The 16,348-nt window shown below is 62.7% G+C and carries 17 protein-coding genes; 13 read left to right on the forward strand and 4 right to left on the reverse strand.

All coding sequences use genetic code 11. The annotated features are described in order from the left end of the window. Nucleotides 1–416: 416 nt before the first annotated feature. The 4 genes from NKH93_RS15375 (at nucleotide 417) to NKH93_RS15390 (ending at nucleotide 4,031) form a co-directional block, all read left to right on the forward strand. Complete coding sequence (locus NKH93_RS15375; protein WP_352919603.1) at nucleotides 417–1,295, forward strand: ABC transporter permease; 879 nt, start codon at nucleotides 417–419, stop codon at nucleotides 1,293–1,295. Continuing rightward, nucleotides 1,292–2,428, forward strand: coding sequence for an ABC transporter permease (locus NKH93_RS15380; protein ID WP_352851540.1), 1,137 nt, complete (start codon nucleotides 1,292–1,294; stop codon nucleotides 2,426–2,428). Before NKH93_RS15375 ends, NKH93_RS15380 begins: the two co-directional genes overlap by 4 nt. 40 nt (nucleotides 2,429–2,468) lie before the next feature. Then, nucleotides 2,469–3,440, forward strand: coding sequence for an ABC transporter substrate-binding protein (locus NKH93_RS15385; protein ID WP_352471510.1), 972 nt, complete (start codon nucleotides 2,469–2,471; stop codon nucleotides 3,438–3,440). A gap of 147 nt (nucleotides 3,441–3,587) precedes the next feature. Beyond that, nucleotides 3,588–4,031: a CHRD domain-containing protein gene (locus NKH93_RS15390; RefSeq protein ID WP_352851539.1), complete on the forward strand. Its 444-nt coding sequence runs from the start codon at nucleotides 3,588–3,590 to the stop codon at nucleotides 4,029–4,031. Between the two features lie 40 nt (nucleotides 4,032–4,071). On the opposite strand, the gene NKH93_RS15395 is transcribed toward NKH93_RS15390, so the two are convergent. The 3 genes from NKH93_RS15395 to NKH93_RS15405 form a co-directional block, all read right to left on the reverse strand. Next, nucleotides 4,072–5,721, reverse strand: a complete 1,650-nt coding sequence (locus NKH93_RS15395; RefSeq protein ID WP_352919599.1) for a thiamine pyrophosphate-binding protein — start codon at nucleotides 5,719–5,721, stop codon at nucleotides 4,072–4,074. Further along, entirely contained in the window at nucleotides 5,718–6,893 is a 1,176-nt protein-coding gene (locus NKH93_RS15400) for a CaiB/BaiF CoA transferase family protein (RefSeq protein ID WP_352505567.1), read from the reverse strand. The genes NKH93_RS15395 and NKH93_RS15400 overlap by 4 nt, the downstream gene beginning before the upstream one ends. Nucleotides 6,894–6,971: 78 nt before the next feature. After that, complete coding sequence (locus tag NKH93_RS15405) at nucleotides 6,972–7,907, reverse strand: alpha/beta fold hydrolase (RefSeq protein WP_352539491.1); 936 nt, start codon at nucleotides 7,905–7,907, stop codon at nucleotides 6,972–6,974. 267 nt (nucleotides 7,908–8,174) lie between these two features. On the opposite strand from NKH93_RS15405, the gene NKH93_RS15410 reads away from it, so the two are divergent. The 4 genes from NKH93_RS15410 to NKH93_RS15425 all read left to right on the forward strand — a co-directional run bounded on the left by NKH93_RS15410 (nucleotide 8,175) and on the right by NKH93_RS15425 (nucleotide 11,228). Beyond that, nucleotides 8,175–8,960 carry an alpha/beta fold hydrolase gene (locus NKH93_RS15410; protein ID WP_352539492.1) on the forward strand — a complete coding sequence of 262 codons (786 nt, stop codon included), beginning with the start codon at nucleotides 8,175–8,177 and terminating at the stop codon, nucleotides 8,958–8,960. After that, entirely contained in the window at nucleotides 8,957–9,406 is a 450-nt protein-coding gene (locus NKH93_RS15415) for a MarR family winged helix-turn-helix transcriptional regulator (RefSeq protein ID WP_352681842.1), read from the forward strand. Before NKH93_RS15410 ends, NKH93_RS15415 begins: the two co-directional genes overlap by 4 nt. A gap of 120 nt (nucleotides 9,407–9,526) precedes the next feature. Further along, complete coding sequence (locus tag NKH93_RS15420; protein WP_352919596.1) at nucleotides 9,527–10,540, forward strand: ribonuclease T2 family protein; 1,014 nt, start codon at nucleotides 9,527–9,529, stop codon at nucleotides 10,538–10,540. Between the two features lie 73 nt (nucleotides 10,541–10,613). Further along, a complete protein-coding gene (locus NKH93_RS15425; RefSeq protein WP_352820350.1) occupies nucleotides 10,614–11,228 on the forward strand; it encodes a hypothetical protein in 615 nt (204 codons plus the stop codon). Between the two features lie 27 nt (nucleotides 11,229–11,255). Here the strand turns inward: NKH93_RS15425 and NKH93_RS15430 are convergent, their stop codons facing one another. Next, on the reverse strand, nucleotides 11,256–12,551 hold the full coding sequence (locus tag NKH93_RS15430) for a GGDEF domain-containing protein (RefSeq protein ID WP_352919593.1): 1,296 nt from the start codon (nucleotides 12,549–12,551) through the stop codon (nucleotides 11,256–11,258). 344 nt (nucleotides 12,552–12,895) lie between these two features. Here NKH93_RS15430 and ettA point away from each other — a divergent pair, with 344 nt between their 5' ends. The 5 genes from ettA to NKH93_RS15455 all read left to right on the forward strand — a co-directional run bounded on the left by ettA (nucleotide 12,896) and on the right by NKH93_RS15455 (nucleotide 16,334). Continuing rightward, entirely contained in the window at nucleotides 12,896–14,545 is a 1,650-nt protein-coding gene (gene ettA, locus NKH93_RS15435; protein WP_352453385.1) for an energy-dependent translational throttle protein EttA, read from the forward strand. 58 nt (nucleotides 14,546–14,603) lie between these two features. Continuing rightward, complete coding sequence (gene relB, locus NKH93_RS15440) at nucleotides 14,604–14,837, forward strand: type II toxin-antitoxin system RelB family antitoxin (protein ID WP_352471524.1); 234 nt, start codon at nucleotides 14,604–14,606, stop codon at nucleotides 14,835–14,837. Next, nucleotides 14,758–15,102 carry a type II toxin-antitoxin system RelE family toxin gene (locus NKH93_RS15445; protein WP_352919590.1) on the forward strand — a complete coding sequence of 115 codons (345 nt, stop codon included), beginning with the start codon at nucleotides 14,758–14,760 and terminating at the stop codon, nucleotides 15,100–15,102. Before relB ends, NKH93_RS15445 begins: the two co-directional genes overlap by 80 nt. Further along, entirely contained in the window at nucleotides 15,099–15,890 is a 792-nt protein-coding gene (tam, locus tag NKH93_RS15450; protein ID WP_352919588.1) for a trans-aconitate 2-methyltransferase, read from the forward strand. Before NKH93_RS15445 ends, tam begins: the two co-directional genes overlap by 4 nt. Before the next feature lie 108 nt (nucleotides 15,891–15,998). Then, entirely contained in the window at nucleotides 15,999–16,334 is a 336-nt protein-coding gene (locus tag NKH93_RS15455; protein WP_352970816.1) for a hypothetical protein, read from the forward strand. Nucleotides 16,335–16,348 lie beyond the last annotated feature (14 nt).

Here is a 16,348-nt window from a genome sequence, read left to right on the forward strand (position 1 = left end):
ATACGGATAAGGTGTTCCACGGACGGCTCCCTTGTTTGAGATCTCAACGAACTCATTCTGGCACATCCGATGCCGTCGGGCGCCGTCCACCCCATCATGCCGTGACATTAGCCGAAAGGCGCAAGCGGTTCAGAATATTCGCCGGCCAGAGCGGTGTGGAGGGAGCCATTTTCAGCACCGTTGCGGAGCGGGGAGGTTACGGCATGGATCCTAGGGTCTGCGCCGCGTCGCTTCGCTCCTTGCTTCGCCCTAGGATGACGAAAGCGTGGTGGGGCGCTCCCGATACGCACGCCGCTTCGCGGCGGTTCCGCCCTAGGATGACAAAAGCGCGGTCACCCTCACCCGGCCTCCGCTTCGCTCCAGTCACCCTCTCCCCGTTGGGGAGAGGAGGGCGCTTACCCGGCGAGGCCTGCTAGATGGACTCGTTTCGCGACAAGATCGTTCCGGTGACCTCGATCCTCCTGGGCGTGGTCGTCGTCTGGTACGTCATGGCCGTCATCCTCAACACGCCGTTCCAGCGCGATCTCGACCGCCGCGCCAATCAGACACCGGGTATTGTGGAATTCATCGGCAAGACGCTGGTACAGCCGAAGCCGACGCTGCCGGCGCCGCATCAGGTGGCGGTGAATTTTTTCGAAAACACCTTTCTGCGCAGCATCACCTCGAACCGCAGCCTTGTCTACAATGCGTGGGTGACGCTGTCGTCGACGCTGCTCGGCTTTGCTTTCGGCACGGCGCTCGGCATCGTCATCGCCGTCGGCATCGTGCATGTGGCGACGCTCGACCGCAGTCTGATGCCGTGGATCATCGCCTCGCAGACCATTCCGATCCTGGCGGTGGCGCCGATGATCATCGTCGTGCTGGCGGCGATCGGCATCACCGGGCTTATCCCGAAGGCGCTGATCTCGACCTATCTGTCGTTCTTTCCGGTGGCAGTCGGCATGGTGAAGGGACTGCGCTCGCCCGAGCTTACCCATCTCGACCTGATGCACACCTATAATGCCAGTGCCTCGCAGACCTTCTGGAAATTGCGGGTGCCGGCTTCGGTGCCGTTCCTGTTTACCTCGATGAAGGTGGCGGTGGCCGCCAGCCTGGTCGGCGCCATCGTCGGCGAGTTGCCGACCGGCGCCGTCGCCGGCATCGGCGCCAAATTGCTCGCCGGCGCCTACTACAGCCAGACCATCGACATCTGGTCGGCTCTGGTTGCCGGGTCGGTGGTCGCGGCGCTGCTGGTGATGGTCGTCGGCATCGCCGGGCGCCTTGTCGACCGCGCCATGGGCGGGAGGCCGGCATGAGCTCCATCCTGAACCTTTCCTCAATCACGCCTCGATCCTGGCAGGGGTATGCAGCGCTTGTCCTGCTTGCCGGCGCGCTGCTTCTTTGGCCGCTCGTCAGCGCTACGCCCGGTTACGGCATGGCAACTGCGGTTTTGATTTTCATTTTGCTGCTCGTGGCAATCGAGGCCGACAACTTTCCACCGATGATCGGGGTGGTGTTGCTGTTCCTTGGCGCGAATGGCGCAGCGTGGATGCTGCTCGCCGGCATAACCGGCAATGAGGGCAGCGCTCGCGCATCCTTCTATCTGCTGCTCGTCGCGGCGTGGTTTTTGGCCTGGCGCTGCGTAACGGTCTTGTCGTCGTTTCGCCCGACGTCGCGCTGGGCGTCAACCGCCCTGCGCCTGATCATTCCGGCCATCTTCGGCGCCTGGATCCTGATCATCTGGGAGGCGGTGACGCGTGGTGCCGGCATTCCCTTCATCCTGTTGCCGCCGCCAAGCGCCATCGGTGCACGCATCGTCGGCTCGCTGCCGGTGCTGGGGGCCGATATCAGGCAGACCATCTTCAAGGCGGTTATCTTCGGCTATGTGGTGGGGAGCAGCGCCGGCTTCCTTGTTGCCATCGCCGCCGACCGCGTGCCGTTCCTGCGGCGCGGGCTCTTGCCGATCGGCAATATGGTGTCGGCGCTGCCGATCATCGGCGTCGCGCCGATCATGGTCATGTGGTTCGGCTTCGACTGGCAGTCGAAGGCAGCGGTGGTCATCATCATGACCTTCTTCCCGATGCTGGTGAACACCGTCGCCGGGCTTGCCGCCTCCGGCCATATGGAGCGCGACCTGATGCGCACCTATGCCTCGAGCTACTGGCAGACGCTGTTCAAGCTGCGGCTGCCGGCGGCGGCACCCTTCATCTTCAATGCGTTGAAGATCAATTCGACGCTGGCGCTGATCGGCGCCATCGTCGCCGAGTTCTTCGGCACGCCGGTGGTCGGCATGGGATTCCGCATTTCGACGGAAGTCGGGCGGATGAACATCGACATGGTGTGGGCGGAAATCGCAGTTGCAGCACTTGCGGGTTCGGTCTTTTATGGCGTGGTCGCTCTTTTCGAGAGAGCAGTCACGTTTTGGCATCCCTCTGTCCGTGGTGGATAGGGGCGGTGGGTTTAGGGCGCTAACTTCAGAGGGTAAAAACATGAAAAGACTTGTTGTTTCGATGCTGGCCGGCGCGATGTCGCTTGCCGCGTTCCAGGCGATGGCCGCGGACAAGGTGACGCTGCAGCTGAAATGGGTCACCCAGGCACAGTTCGCCGGCTATTATGTCGCCAAGGCCAAGGGCTTCTATGAAGCCGAGGGCCTCGACGTCGACATCAAGCCCGGCGGCCCGGACATTGCGCCCGAGCAGGTCATCGCCGGCGGCGGCGCCGACGTCATCGTCGATTGGATGGGCGGTGCGCTGGCTGCGCGCGAGAAGGGCGTGCCGCTGGTCAACATCGCCCAGCCATTCAAGAAGGCCGGCATGGAGCTGGTCTGCCCGAAGGACGGGCCGGTCAAGACGGAAGCCGACTTCAAGGGCCACACGCTCGGCGTCTGGTTCTTCGGCAACGAGTATCCGTTCTATGCCTGGATGAACAAGCTTGGCCTCAAGACCGATGGCGGGCCGGACGGCGTCACCGTGCTCAAGCAGAGCTTTGACGTGCAGCCGCTGATCCAGAAGCAGGCGGATTGCATTTCGGTCATGACCTATAACGAGTACTGGCAGCTCATCGACGCCGGCTATAAGCCGGAAGAGCTGACCGTCTTCAACTATTCCGCCATGGGCAACGATCTGCTCGAAGACGGGCTCTATGCCCTGGAGGACAAGCTCAAGGATCCGGCCTTCGAGGACAAGATGGTGCGTTTCGTGCGCGCTTCGATGAAGGGTTGGAAATACGCCGTCGACCATTCCGACGAAGCGGCCGGCATCGTCATGGACAATGGCGGCCAGGACGAGAACCACCAGAAGCGCATGATGGGCGAAGTCGCCAAGCTGATCGACAATGCCGATGGCAAGCTCGATCCGGCGACCTACGAGCGCACCGCCAAAGCGCTGCTCGACCAGAAGATCATCAGCAAGGAGCCTACCGGCGCCTACACGACGGCGATCACCGACAAGGCCATCAAATAGGGCTGTCAAACTGGCTTGTAGCGGAAAAGGGGCGGGCGACCGCCCCTTTTTAGTGGGAGGTAAAATAAACGTTACCGGCGGAAACATCCGCTCGCAAAATCGTTGTGCCGGTGCATCCGCCTCAAGGGTGTCACAACGGAGGTTTCCATGCGCATCCAGTCCTTCACGCCGATGCTTTCGGCGCTGGCCATTTCTGCAGCCATCTTCTCTGCTTCACCGGCCTTGGCCGAAACCATAAGGATGACGGCGGCGCTCGATGGTGCTCAGCAGAACCCGCCCGTCACCACGAAGGGCAAGGGCACCGCCACGCTCAGGTTCAACACCGCCACCAAGAAACTCAGCTGGACCGTGAGATATTCCGGCCTCAGCGGGCCGGCGAAGGCCGCACACATTCACGGCCCGGCGGCAAAGGGTCAAAACGCCGATCCGGTGGTGCCGTTCGAAGGCAAGCTGAAGAGCCCGATCAAGGGTTCGGCGACATTGACCGATGCCCAGGCCACCGATCTTGAGGCTGGCAAATATTACGTCAACATCCACACCGCGGCCCACGCGGACGGCGAGATCCGCGGCCAGATCGAGAAGGCCAAATAGGCAGATCACGACGACAAAACAGGGCAATCATCCTGTTTTGTCAGGCCTTGTCGCGAATCTGGGACATCGTGCGGGTCGGCGTGATGGCTTCAGGGTCGAGCCGGATCTCTACGATCGACGGCTTGCCGCTGGCCCGCGCTCGCTCGAAGGCCGCCGCGAAGTCGGCGGTTTTTTCCACCGTCTCGCCATGGCCGCCATAGGCACGAGCCAAAGCAGCAAAGTCGGGATTCTTCAAGTCCGTGGCGACGACACGGCCGGGATATTCGCGCTCCTGATGCATGCGGATGGTGCCGTAGATGCCATTGTTGACGACGATGACGATGATCGGCAGCCCGTATTGCACGGCGGTGGCGAATTCCTGGCCGTTCATCAGGAAACAGCCGTCGCCGGCGAAGGCGATCACGTCGCGGTCGGGGAAAAGCTGCTTGGCGGCGACCGCCGCCGGCGTGCCGTAGCCCATCGAGCCGGATGTGGGTGCTGCCTGCGTGCCGAAACGCCGGAAGCGATGGTAGCGATGCACCCAGGTGGCGTAGTTGCCGGCGCCGTTGGTGAGGATGGCGTCGTCCGGCAGCATCGTTTCGAGATAATTCATGATCGGCCCCATCTGGACGGCGCCGGGGCCGCTCTCCGGAGGCGTCGACCAGTCGAGATAGGCGGCGTGCAGCTTCGCTGCCTCAGCCGCCCAGACCGGCGTTGCGGTCGGCTTGCGTCCGGCAAAGGCTTCGACGAAAGCGGCAGGCGAGGCATTGATCGCCAGCGCCGGCCGGTAGACGCGGCCGAGTTCGCCGGCGTCGGCATGGATATGGACCAGCGTCTGGTCGGGGTAGGGACTCTTCAGCAGCGTGTAGTCGGATGACGGCATCTCGCCCATACGGCCGCCGATCAGCAGCACGAGGTCGGCCTGCTTGATGGCGGTTGCTACCTTGGGATTGATGCCGATGCCGACATCGCCGGCATAGTTCGGGTGGAGATGGTCGAACAGCATCTGGCGGCGGAAGGAGCAGCCGACCGGCAGCGACCAGGCTTCGGCTATCGTCCGCATCCGTGCAACGGCCTGCGCGTCCCAGCGCGTACCGCCGAGGATGACGAAGGGCCGCTTTGCCTGGTTGAGCAACAGTTCCAGTGCGTCGAGCTCGACTTCGCCAGGCCGCGTCTCAACAGGGGTATAATGCCGGGCGTCCGGTGCCTCCGCGAGGCTGGTCAGCATGTCTTCGGGCAGCGAGATGACGACCGGGCCCGGGCGACCGGACGTCGCCACCGCAAAGGCGCGTGTGACGAATTCGGGTATGCGTGCGGCGTCGTCGATCTCGACCACCCATTTGGCAATATCGCCGAAGAACCTGACGTAGTCGACCTCCTGGAAGGCCTCGCGCCCTTTGGCGTGGCTGGCGACCTGGCCGATGAACAGGATGAGAGGGATTGAATCCTGCATCGCGATGTGGATGCCGGCAGAGGCATTGGTGGCGCCTGGGCCGCGGGTGACAAAGCAGATGCCGGGCCTGCCGGTCAGGCGGCCGTGGCAGTCGGCCATCATTGCGGCACCGCCCTCCTGGCGGCAGACGATTGTGCGGATCGGTGAATCATGCAGCGCGTCGAGCACCGCCAGATAGGATTCGCCAGGTACGCAATAGATACGGTCCGTTCCGTTGGCTTCGAGCGCATCGACGATGAGTTGTCCGCCGGTCTTCATTTTCCTGACCTCTCCAGTTCGGCAAGGATTTCTTCGGTGTGTTCGCCGAGACGCGGCGACGGGCGCTCATAGACCAGCGGCGTGCCGGACATGACCATCGGCGCCCGCACCGAGGGCAAGAGATTGCCATGGCCGTCATCGAGGTCGAGCCGCATGCCGCGCGCGATGGTCTGCGGGTCGGCAAACATCTGGCCGATGTTGTTGATCGGGCTGGCTGGAACCCCGGCGGCTTCGAGCCTGGCCAGCAGCGGGTCGCGATCGAAGGCTTTCAGCGCCTCGATCATGTGCTCGCGCAGCTTCGCCCGGTTGGCGACGCGGGCGGGATTGGTGGCGAAGTCAGGGTTCGACGCCAGCTCGTCGAGGCCGACGGCAGCGCAGAACTTTGCGAACTGGCCATCATTGCCGACCGCCAGGATGATGTGGCCATTCTTTACCGGCACCACTTCGTAGGGCGCGATGTTCATGTGCGCATTGCCCATCTGCACCGGCGACTGTCCGGAGACGAGATAGTTGAGGTTCTGGTTGCCGAGCGTCGAGATCTGGGTGTCGTAGAGCGCCATGTCGATATGCTGGCCTTCGCCGGTCTTCTCGGCATGGCGAAGCGCCGCCTGGATGGCGATGACCGAATAAAGCCCGGTGAAAACATCCGAAATAGCGACGCCCGCCTTTTGCGGTTCGCGGCCGGCTTCGCCGGTGATCGACATCATGCCGGCCATGCCCTGGATGATGAAATCATAGCCGGCACGCGGCGCATACGGTCCCGACTGGCCAAAACCGGTGATCGAGCAATAGATCAGCCGCGGGTTGATTTTCCTCAGGCTGTCATAGTCGAGGCCGTATTTCTTCAGTCCGCCGACTTTGAAGTTTTCGATCAGCACATCCGATGTCGCGACCAGCCGGCGCACCGTCTCGGCACCCTCGGGCGTCGAGAAGTCGATGGCGATGGAGCGCTTGCCGCGGTTGCAGGAATGGTAATAAGCGGCCGAAAGGTTCTCGCCGTCATGGCCGATGACGAAGGGCGGTCCCCATTTGCGGGTGTCGTCGCCGCCGTCCGGGCTCTCGACCTTGATCACGTCGGCGCCGAGGTCGGCAAGCAGCTGTCCGGCCCATGGCCCGGCGAGGATGCGTGCGAGTTCGATGACGCGGATGCCTTTGAGCGGAGGCTCAGTCATGGATCACCGTGGTTGATCGAAAGCGCAGCCTCTATCAATCCCGCGCGCCGCTGTCACGGCCCTTGCAATGGGCCAGTATCACTGTGCCCTCAGCACGCGGTCGGCCCAGGCGGCAAAATCCTCCATGATGATGTCTCGGTTGACCTCGTTGAGGCTTTCGTGGCGGGTTTTGGCGTAAACCTTTGAAACGAGATTCGAAAAACCCATCATGTGCATCCGGCCGGCAAGATGGCTGACCGCCTTGCCGCCGTCCGAGGCCGGATCTTGCTCGCCTCCGACCAGATTGACGAACAGGTCGCGCCGCACGCCGGAAAAATTGCGGTCGCTGCCGCAATGCAGCGTCATCATGACGATGTCCTGCCACATCGACACCGATGCATCCCAGCCGCAAAGCGGGTCGGCGATGTATTTCTCGACTTCAGCGGCATCGCGCGACAGCCAGTCGAACGGCGTCCGGTGATTGGGCACCGCCTTGCCCCAGGCCCGGAACGTCAGCCGGGGCAGCAGGCGCGACGGCACGTCTGAGCCAAGCCGGAACTTTTCCCAACCAAGCATGGCCAGCGCGATTTGGCCGAGCAGTCCGGCCGAGAAATTGCCGTTCCAGATCGCGGCGGCATGGATGCGCGCCGAGTGGCGGAGGACAAAGTTCAGCGCGACCGACGCGCCCAAGGAGTGACCAAAGATGATGACCGGCAGGCCCGGCTGTTCCCTGGCGATGAGATCATGGACGGCGGCGACATCGGCGATGACCTTGGCACCGCCATCCGCATCGGCGAACCTGCCAGGTGGCGCGTCGGGCGCCTTGGTGGCGCCGTGGCCACGGTGGTCGTGCGCGTAGACCTGATAGCCGCGCTCGCCAAGGAAATCGGCGAAACGGGCATAGCGCGCCGCGTGCTCGGCCAACCCGTGATTGACCTGGACAATGGCGCGCGGTTGGCCGATGGCGTGTTTCACATAAAGGTTGAGCTCGGCGCCGGTCGGCGATGCCAGCATCCTCTGCTTGTCAAATGGCATGTCTCGCTCCCGTCGGCGACTGTTGGGCGACGCAGCGATCGACGTCAAGGGACGTAGGGTACCCATTCGACGGTAGTTGACAGCATGCTGTCAATGTGATTACATGACAGCATGCTGTCAAATGGTCAGCGGCAGATTGGGGGTAAGACTATGAAAACCACCGGGGCCATTTCGCGGCGTGCAATCTTGCTGGCGGGCTTCGCCTTCACGACGGCCACTCTGTTGTCAGGGATTGCTGCGTTCAGTCAGGAAACCAGGGAGATGACCATGATGACGTCCACTGTTCCAGGCCCGCAAGGCCAGCTTGCCACTTATAGGATCAACGCCGGCAATGGCCTGCCGATCATGTTCCTGCATGGAGATTGCAGCCGCGCTTCCCACTGGGACCGGGTGATGCAGCTCTCCGTCGAAGGCCGCGAGGCGGTAGCCTTCGATTTTCGCGGTCATGGCGCCTCCGCGCCGGCGCAGGACGGTGACTATGGTTATGACGGTCGTGCAATGGATGTCGGTGCCGTGGCCGACGCGTTTGGCCTGAAGCGGTTTCTCATTGTCGCGCACAGCGGCGGCGGTGGCGTGGCGCTCGCTTATGCCGCCAGCCATGCCGACCGGGTCGCCGGTGTCTTGCTCGTCGACCCGGCGACCGATCCTCGTGCGCTGCCGCAGGCGATTCGTGACGGCTTTGTCCGCGATCTGGCCGGTCCGCAAGGCCGTGATGTCCTGAACGCCTATTACACGTCGATTGCCGGCCCTAACGCGGTTGTTCGCCAGCGTGTTCTGGCCGATGCGGCAGTGGTCGATCCGGCGGCGAGGGCAGGTGTCGGCAAGGCACTGGCCGAATGGAACCCGGAGCCGGCACTCGATGCGTATCGCGGGCCTATGTTCGTATTGGCTACCGAGGCCAGTGACACTCCAGCCGCGCTCTACCGGCTGCGCACGGACATTCCGCGCCAGATCGTGGCGGGCAGCGGCCATTGGGTGATGCTTGACAAGCCCGAGGTCGTAGCCGAAGCCGTTAATAATTTCGTCGCGACCATCGAGGCCGGTCAGAAATGACGACCAGGACCGAGGCGGCAAATGTGCTCACCGAACTGGTGCTTGCCGTGTTCAGGATGAACGGCAGTTTTCTGGATGCGGCCGACCGGCTGGCCGCTCCAACCGGGCTGACGGCAGCGCGCTGGCAGGTTTTGGGTGCAGTTTTGAAGGAGCCGAAATCTGTGGCCGACATCGCCCGCGACATGGGTCTCGCCCGTCAGAGTGTACAGCGGCTGGCCGACATACTGGCTGCGGAGGGGCTTGCCGCCTACGCCGACAACCCGGCGCATCGCCGCGCCAAGCTGTTGTCGATAACCGATGCCGGCCGGGCAGCGGTCAAGAATATCGGCACACGCCAGCATGTTTGGGCGAACCGCGTTTCGGAGGGTATGGACGCCGACGTGCTGAAAGCCTCGCTTGATCTGCTGCGCACCCTGACGGAACGGGTGGAGGCGGGCGGATCCTGATCGACCACGCGCGAGCCGTCTCAATGCGCTGGCGATTGTTTTTACGGCCGGCGAAAGAAATCGTAATTCTGACATGTCGCAAGTTTCTAGCTTGCGGCGTGAATCACGAGGAGTGCCGGAATGCGGATTTGGGCGATATGGGGGGCGGTGTTTCTTGCGTTTGCTGGCGCAAGCGCGGCGCGGGCCGATGTGAAGATGACCGGCTCTTTCGTCGCCGATGCCGCCTGTCCGGCAACGCAGGCGATCAAGAGCGGCAAGAATCCCGGCAATGTCTCGACCGCGGCTGGTCAGAGTTATGATCTGCTGGCCGGCAACAAGGACGCGCCCACCCACTACCTCATTCGCGTGCCGGGCGCCGATCCGGAGCGCCGCTGGGTCAAGATCAGCTGCGGTCGTGTTTCGGGCGGCAGCGCGTCGACGATGCCGGCTGCACCGGCGCCTGCCGAGCCGAACAAGCCATCGGCGTCCGGAAAGCCGGAATATGTCTTCGCGCTGAGCTGGCAGCCGGCTTTCTGCGAGACCAAATCCAGCAAGGCCGAATGCCGTGCGCAGACCGCCGCCGGTTTCGATGCGACCCACTTCACCTTGCATGGGTTGTGGCCGCAGCCGAACGGAAATTTCTATTGCCAGGTCGCGGCAAGCGACAAGGCGAACGACGATCCGGCACACTGGCGGGATTTGCCGCCGGTCACCCTTGACCCGAAAACGCGAGCGGAACTCGACCAGGTGATGCCGGGCACCGCGTCCGCCCTCGAAAGGCATGAGTGGATCAAGCACGGCACCTGCTACGGCAAGAGCCAGCAGGAGTATTTCGCCGACGCCTTGAACCTGATGCGCGCGATGAATGCGTCGCCGGTGCGCGATCTCTTCATCAAGAACATCGGCAAGCAACTGACATCCGATCAGATCCGCAGCACCTTCGACAGTGCCTTCGGCAAAGGCGCGGGCGACCGGGTCCGCGTGTCCTGCGTGGTCGATCCTTCGAACGGCAGGCGGCTGATCGGCGAACTGACGCTCGGCCTGACCGGCCCGATCGCTCCGAACGCTTCGCTCGGTGCCCTGCTGCTTGCCTCGGCGCCGACAGCCAAGGCCGGCTGCCCGAAGGGCGCGGTCGATGCCGTCGGGTTCCAGTAAACAGGCCGTACGCGACTGTCGCTTTGCACCGGGGATGGTATGATCCCGGGCGCATCATTCATAGGGGGTGGCGATGAGTGGTATGACGAGCGGCGCGCTGGCGCGGCTGGCGTTCTGGGCCAAGGGCATGACGGCGATCCGCGACGGCCATATGGAGTGGCCGGGCTTTTCCTACACCGAAGTGGAGTGGGCTCGCATGACCACGCTCGCCAAACCCGTCGGCGGCGGCACCTACCAATTGTTTACGCTGGTCAACGCGGCGATCTTCATCGCCATCGCCGCGCTCGGGATGTTCTGTGTCTTCCTGCCGCTGGCGGCGCTGCTGTTCCCGGTACCGGCCGAAACCAGTGCGCTCAAGTTTTCGCTGCTCCTGGCGGCATGCGCCTTCCTGATCATCGGCATCGGCCTGCCGATTTCGCTGCGTCTTTCGACCACGCTCGTGGCGCCGAAGGCAATGCGGGCCGCGCTTGTCGCCGTGCCCGGCGACCAGGCGCTTGCGGCAAAAGTGTCATGGCAGATCAATCGGATCACGCTCGTGCTCTGCGGCCTGCTGGTACCGGGCATTCTTCTGTTCATTGCCTACGATATCGAAGCCGGCCCGATTATTACCGCGTTGAAATGGCTGGCGATCGCGCTGATGGCGGTTTCGGTTGCGATCGGCGGATGGCAGCGGCGCAAACAATCCTGATTGAGCCAATCGCAGGCCTGGGCAGCGTTACGCGCCGGCGCTGCGCTCCGGCCTGGTCCATGTGTTGCGGGCGTCTGCTTCGTTGCCGCCCGGTTCCCCGACAACGCGATCGCGTCCCGTGGATTTGGCCTTGTAGAGACGCTGGTCGGCCAGCGCAAAGAGATCGGCAAGGCAACGGGTCGTCTCGCTGACCGTCGAGATGCCGGCGCTGACGGTAATGTCGAACCGGCTGGTGCTCGCGGACGTCTTGACCGCTTGCCTGACGGTTTCACCCAGCAGCCTGGCGAGCGGCTGCGGACGCCAGCCGAGGATGGCGAATTCCTCACCGCCGATCCTGAACAATTGATCTTCGGTCCCGACAAGTTCGCCAAGCAAAATCGCCAGGGCTTTCAGCACCTTGTCTCCCTCGGCGTGGCCGAAGCGGTCGTTGATCGATTTGAAGTGGTCGACATCGATGATCAGCAGGCTGAGCGGCCTGGCGGTCCGCAGGCTGGCGGTAACGGCGGCCTCGCCATCGCTGTCGAAGCGCCCCCTGTGCAGGAGGCCGGTGAGGCCGTCGCGACCAACATGCTCGACCAGCGCCTCATAGCGCTCGCGATAGGTCAGCGTGTCGAAAATGTCGGAAAGCCCGCGCGGCGCCGGCACCTGCCGCGCCTCGAACCACCTGATATAGGCGACCAGCATGGTGCTGTAGACCAGGGCCGCTGCCATCTTGGCGAACCAGCCGCCGAAGAACACCGCGACCGGCGCACCGGTGACGAAATGCAGCGCCGTGAAAAAGCCTGCCTGGTCGAAGGTGAGCACGCAGGCGACGGAGACCAGGATGCGGGTGAAAAGCGCCTTGCGCAGGTATTTGCCGAGCTTTTCATAGAGCAGAATGATCAGGATGGCGTCGACGAACAGCAGTGTCGTGCCCCACACCATCAGCCAGCCCATCTCATCGATAAAGCCGATGTCGGGAAGCTTGCCGTCGGGCAGCAGTGCGATGTCGTGCAGGCGCAGGATCAGCACGAGCCCGACCATCAGGGCATTGCCGAGCAGCAGGCCGTAAATCGGCTGCCGGACAGTTGCCGCGTCCTCCTTGATGTAGAGCAGGAGAAGCATCACCAGCTTGCCGGAAAACAGCACGGCCGAACCCGGCGATACCATGCCGAACGGCAGCGCGACGTAGAAGACGCTGGCGAGATAGGTTTCCAGGAAATGCATGACGCCAAGGGCGCAAACAAAGACGCCGAGGCCGATGCGGCCCCTGAACCGGAAAAGCGTGACCATGATGCCGAAATAGAGAACCGCTTCGGCAAAAAGCAGGAAACTGTTCAACACGGCCCGATCTCTCTCCCCGAAATCGCGGCTGCCAGCGATTTCCCATCCAACATTGTTTGACGCGGAATGATTAACCGGAGCTTTCGCCTGGGCGCCGGCACGAAATGAAGCGGCTAAGCGTTTGCGGGTGCGACCAAATCCGCCTGGAGCGGGTCATCGTTTCACGGAACCGCTGAACCGCTCCATCTTTTTTGTTTTGACGCAATTCCGGACGGAAAACCGTTTCACATTTTTCCTGGAATTGCTTTAGGGCCAAAACTGTTTGCCGTTCGGGGCCGCATCGCTTACATAGCCCCCAACTTCCATCCAATCCGACATCAGTCGACTTTTCAGGGAAAGCGCGCGTGGCACGCCAGTTCATCTATCACATGGCCGGCCTCAACAAGGCCTACGGCACCAAGAAGGTGCTCGAGAACATCCATCTGTCCTTCTACCCGGACGCCAAGATCGGCATCCTCGGCCCCAACGGCGCCGGCAAGTCGACGATCCTCAAGATCATGGCCGGCATCGACAAGGAGTGGAGCGGCGAGGCCTGGCTGGCCGAGGGTGCTACCGTCGGTTACCTGGCGCAGGAGCCGGCGCTCGATCCGAACAAGAACGTGTTCGAAAACGTCATGGAAGGCGTCGCCGCCAAGACCGCCATCATCGAGCGCTACAACGAATTGATGATGAACTATTCTGACGAGACGGCGGACGAGTCGGCCAAGCTGCAGGACGAGATGGACCGGCTCAACCTGTGGGATCTCGAACAGCAGGTCGAGATGGCGATGGAGGCACTCGGCTGCCCGCCCAAGGAGGCCGATGTCACCAAGCTGTCGGGCGGCGAACGCCGTCGCGTCGCGCTTTGCCAGCTCTTGCTGCGCCAGCCCGACCTTCTGCTGCTCGACGAGCCGACCAACCATCTCGACGCCGAGACGACGGCGTGGCTGGAAAAGCATCTGCGCGCCTATCCGGGCGCGGTGATGATCATCACCCACGATCGCTACTTCCTCGACAATGTCACCGGCTGGATTCTCGAGCTCGATCGCGGCCGCGGTATCCCGTACGAAGGCAACTACACCAAATACCTCGAAGCCAAGGCCAAGCGGCTCAAGCAGGAAGGCCGCGAGGACGATGCGCGCCAGCGGGCGATCGGCCGCGAGCGCGAGTGGATCCAGTCCAGCCCGAAAGCCCGGCAGACCAAGTCGAAAGCCCGTATCCAGGCCTTCCAGGATCTGCTGGATGCAGCCGACAAGCGGCGTCCGAGCGACACCCAGATCGTCATTCCGCATGGCGAGCGGCTCGGCAATGTGGTGATCGAGGTCGAGGGCCTGTCGAAGGGCTTTGGCGACACGCTTTTGATCGACGATCTCGAATTCAAGCTGCCGCCGGGCGGCATCGTCGGCGTCATCGGCCCGAACGGCGCCGGCAAGACGACGCTGTTCCGCATGATCACCGGCCAGGAAAAGCCCGATGCCGGCACCATTCGCGTCGGCGAGACGGTCAAGCTCGGTTATGTCGACCAGAGCCGCGACGCGCTCGACCCGACCAAGACGGTCTGGGAAGAGATCTCGGGCGGCGCCGAAGTGGTCAAGCTCGGCAAGTTCGAAGCCAACACCCGCGCCTATTGCGCGTCGTTCAATTTCCGCGGCGGCGACCAGCAGCAGAAGGTCGGCAACCTGTCCGGCGGCCAGCGCAACCGCGTGCATCTGGCCAAGATGCTGAAGACCGGCGGCAATGTGCTGCTGCTCGACGAACCGACCAACGATCTCGATACCGAAACGCTGGCCGCACTCGAAGACGCGCTCGAGAGCTTCGCCGGCTGCGCCGTCATCATCTCGCACGACCGCATGTTCCTCGATCGTCTGGCGACGCACATCCTCGCCTTCGAGGGCGACAGCCACGTCGAATGGTTCGAAGGCAATTTCGAGGATTACGAGCAGGACAAGATCCGCCGGCTTGGGCCTGAGGCGGTCAATCCGCATAGGATGACGTATAAGCGGCTGACGCGGTAACAACGGATTGGTTGCAAGCGCCCCAGGCTGCTCGTAGAATTACCGGAAGGAGATAAACATGCTTAATGTCGAGCTTCCTACCGCGCTGGAAAAACGCCTCGAGATCGTCGCAAGGAAAACTGGCCGGACAAAACATGACGTAGTCGTTGAGGCCATTGTCGAGCAAATTCAGGATCTGGAAGACGGACTAATCGCCCTCGAGCGCCTTAACGATGGTGAAGGTGAATGGCTTTCTCTGGCCGAAGCTAAGGAACGACTGGGATTGGACGCAAGCGACCGCAGTGACGGTTGATCGTGTGGACAATTCGTGTCGAGAAGCGTGCACTGAAGGATATCTCCAATTGCAAAGGTCCGATCAGCGTCGGATTGTGGACTTCCTGGAAAACAGGCTCGCCTCGCGCGATAATCCACGCGAACTTGGCGAAGCGCTAACAGGACCACTGGCAGGTCTCTGGAAATATCGTGTGGGCTCATTCCGAATTCTGACAAGGATCGATGATAGCGCTGTCGCGATTTGGGTGGTTCAAGTAGGCGACCGTCGCGAGGTCTATCGATGAATACAGTCGCGAAGGTGAGACCCGACTGGTCCGCCGCCCTCTACCTGAAGTTTGAGGACGAGCGCACCCGCCCCGCGCGCGATCTCGTTGCGCAGGTGCCGGTGCCGGAACCGCGCCGGGTGGTCGACATTGGCTGCGGGCCGGGCAATTCGACCGAATTGCTGGTCGAGCGCTGGCCGCGGGCGCAGATCAGCGGCTTCGATACCTCGCCCGACATGATCGAGAAGGCCAGGGCGCGCCTGCCCGGTGTCAGCTTTGCCTTGGCGGATGCGGCGGCGTGGCAGCCGACCGAACCGGTCGACGTGATCTTTGCCAATGCGGTGTTTCAATGGCTGCCGGAGCATCCGGCGGTCTTCCAGCGGCTGATGGGATTTTTGGCGCCCGGCGGCGCGCTTGCCGTGCAGATGCCGGACAATATGGCCGAACCTTCGCACCGGCTGATGCGGGAGACCGCGGCCGAGATGCCGTCTGCCGAAAAGCTCGAGCGCGCGGCCCGCGCGCCGCTGCCGCCGGTCGCGTTCTATTACGACCTTTTGTCGCCATTCTCGGATCGGCTCGATATCTGGCACACGATCTACAACCATCCGCTGGCCGATGCCGAGGCGATCGTCGAGTGGGTGAAATCGACGGGGCTGAAGCCGTTCCTCGATCCGCTCGACGAAAACGAGCGGCAGCTTTTCCTGAAGCGCTACGCGGCCGGGATCAGCGAAGCCTATCCGAAAACGGCAAGCGGCAAGGTGTTGCTGCGCTTTCCCCGTCTCTTCATCGTGGCGCGGCGTTCCGCTTAGAAACGCTTAGCTACACCCAAAAACAGCCAGCAGCGGATGCTTGACCGGCTTTCGCCGTCATGCGCATCTCGCTGGGGCACGGCCCTTTATGGGCCATGGGGGTGGATGATGACACTGAAAAAGATGGGTTTCGGCGGCAGCATTTGTGCGGCCGCTGTGCTTGCCTTGTCTCTATCGGCGGAGGCCAAGCGAGCGCGCTGCTTCACCAGCGACGACGGCTATTTCTCGTGCAGCTATCGGGCGCTGGACGATGCCGGCAGCTTTCGCATCTCGGCGCCGGGTTATCCGACCTACGTCCTGGAAATCGACGGACCGGGTTTTGCCTATGGCTATGTCAATCTCGGCCGCCGCAACGTGCCGCTGCCCGGGCAATTCGTGCGCAGCGGCGATGACGGTGCCTGCTGGAACAACCCGCAGACCAATACCAAGCTCTGCGCCTGGTAAAGACCCGTCCCAGG

It is taken from the genome of Mesorhizobium sp. M0954 (assembly GCF_040319155.1).
In the GTDB taxonomy this organism is placed as follows: Bacteria; Pseudomonadota; Alphaproteobacteria; order Rhizobiales; family Rhizobiaceae; genus Mesorhizobium.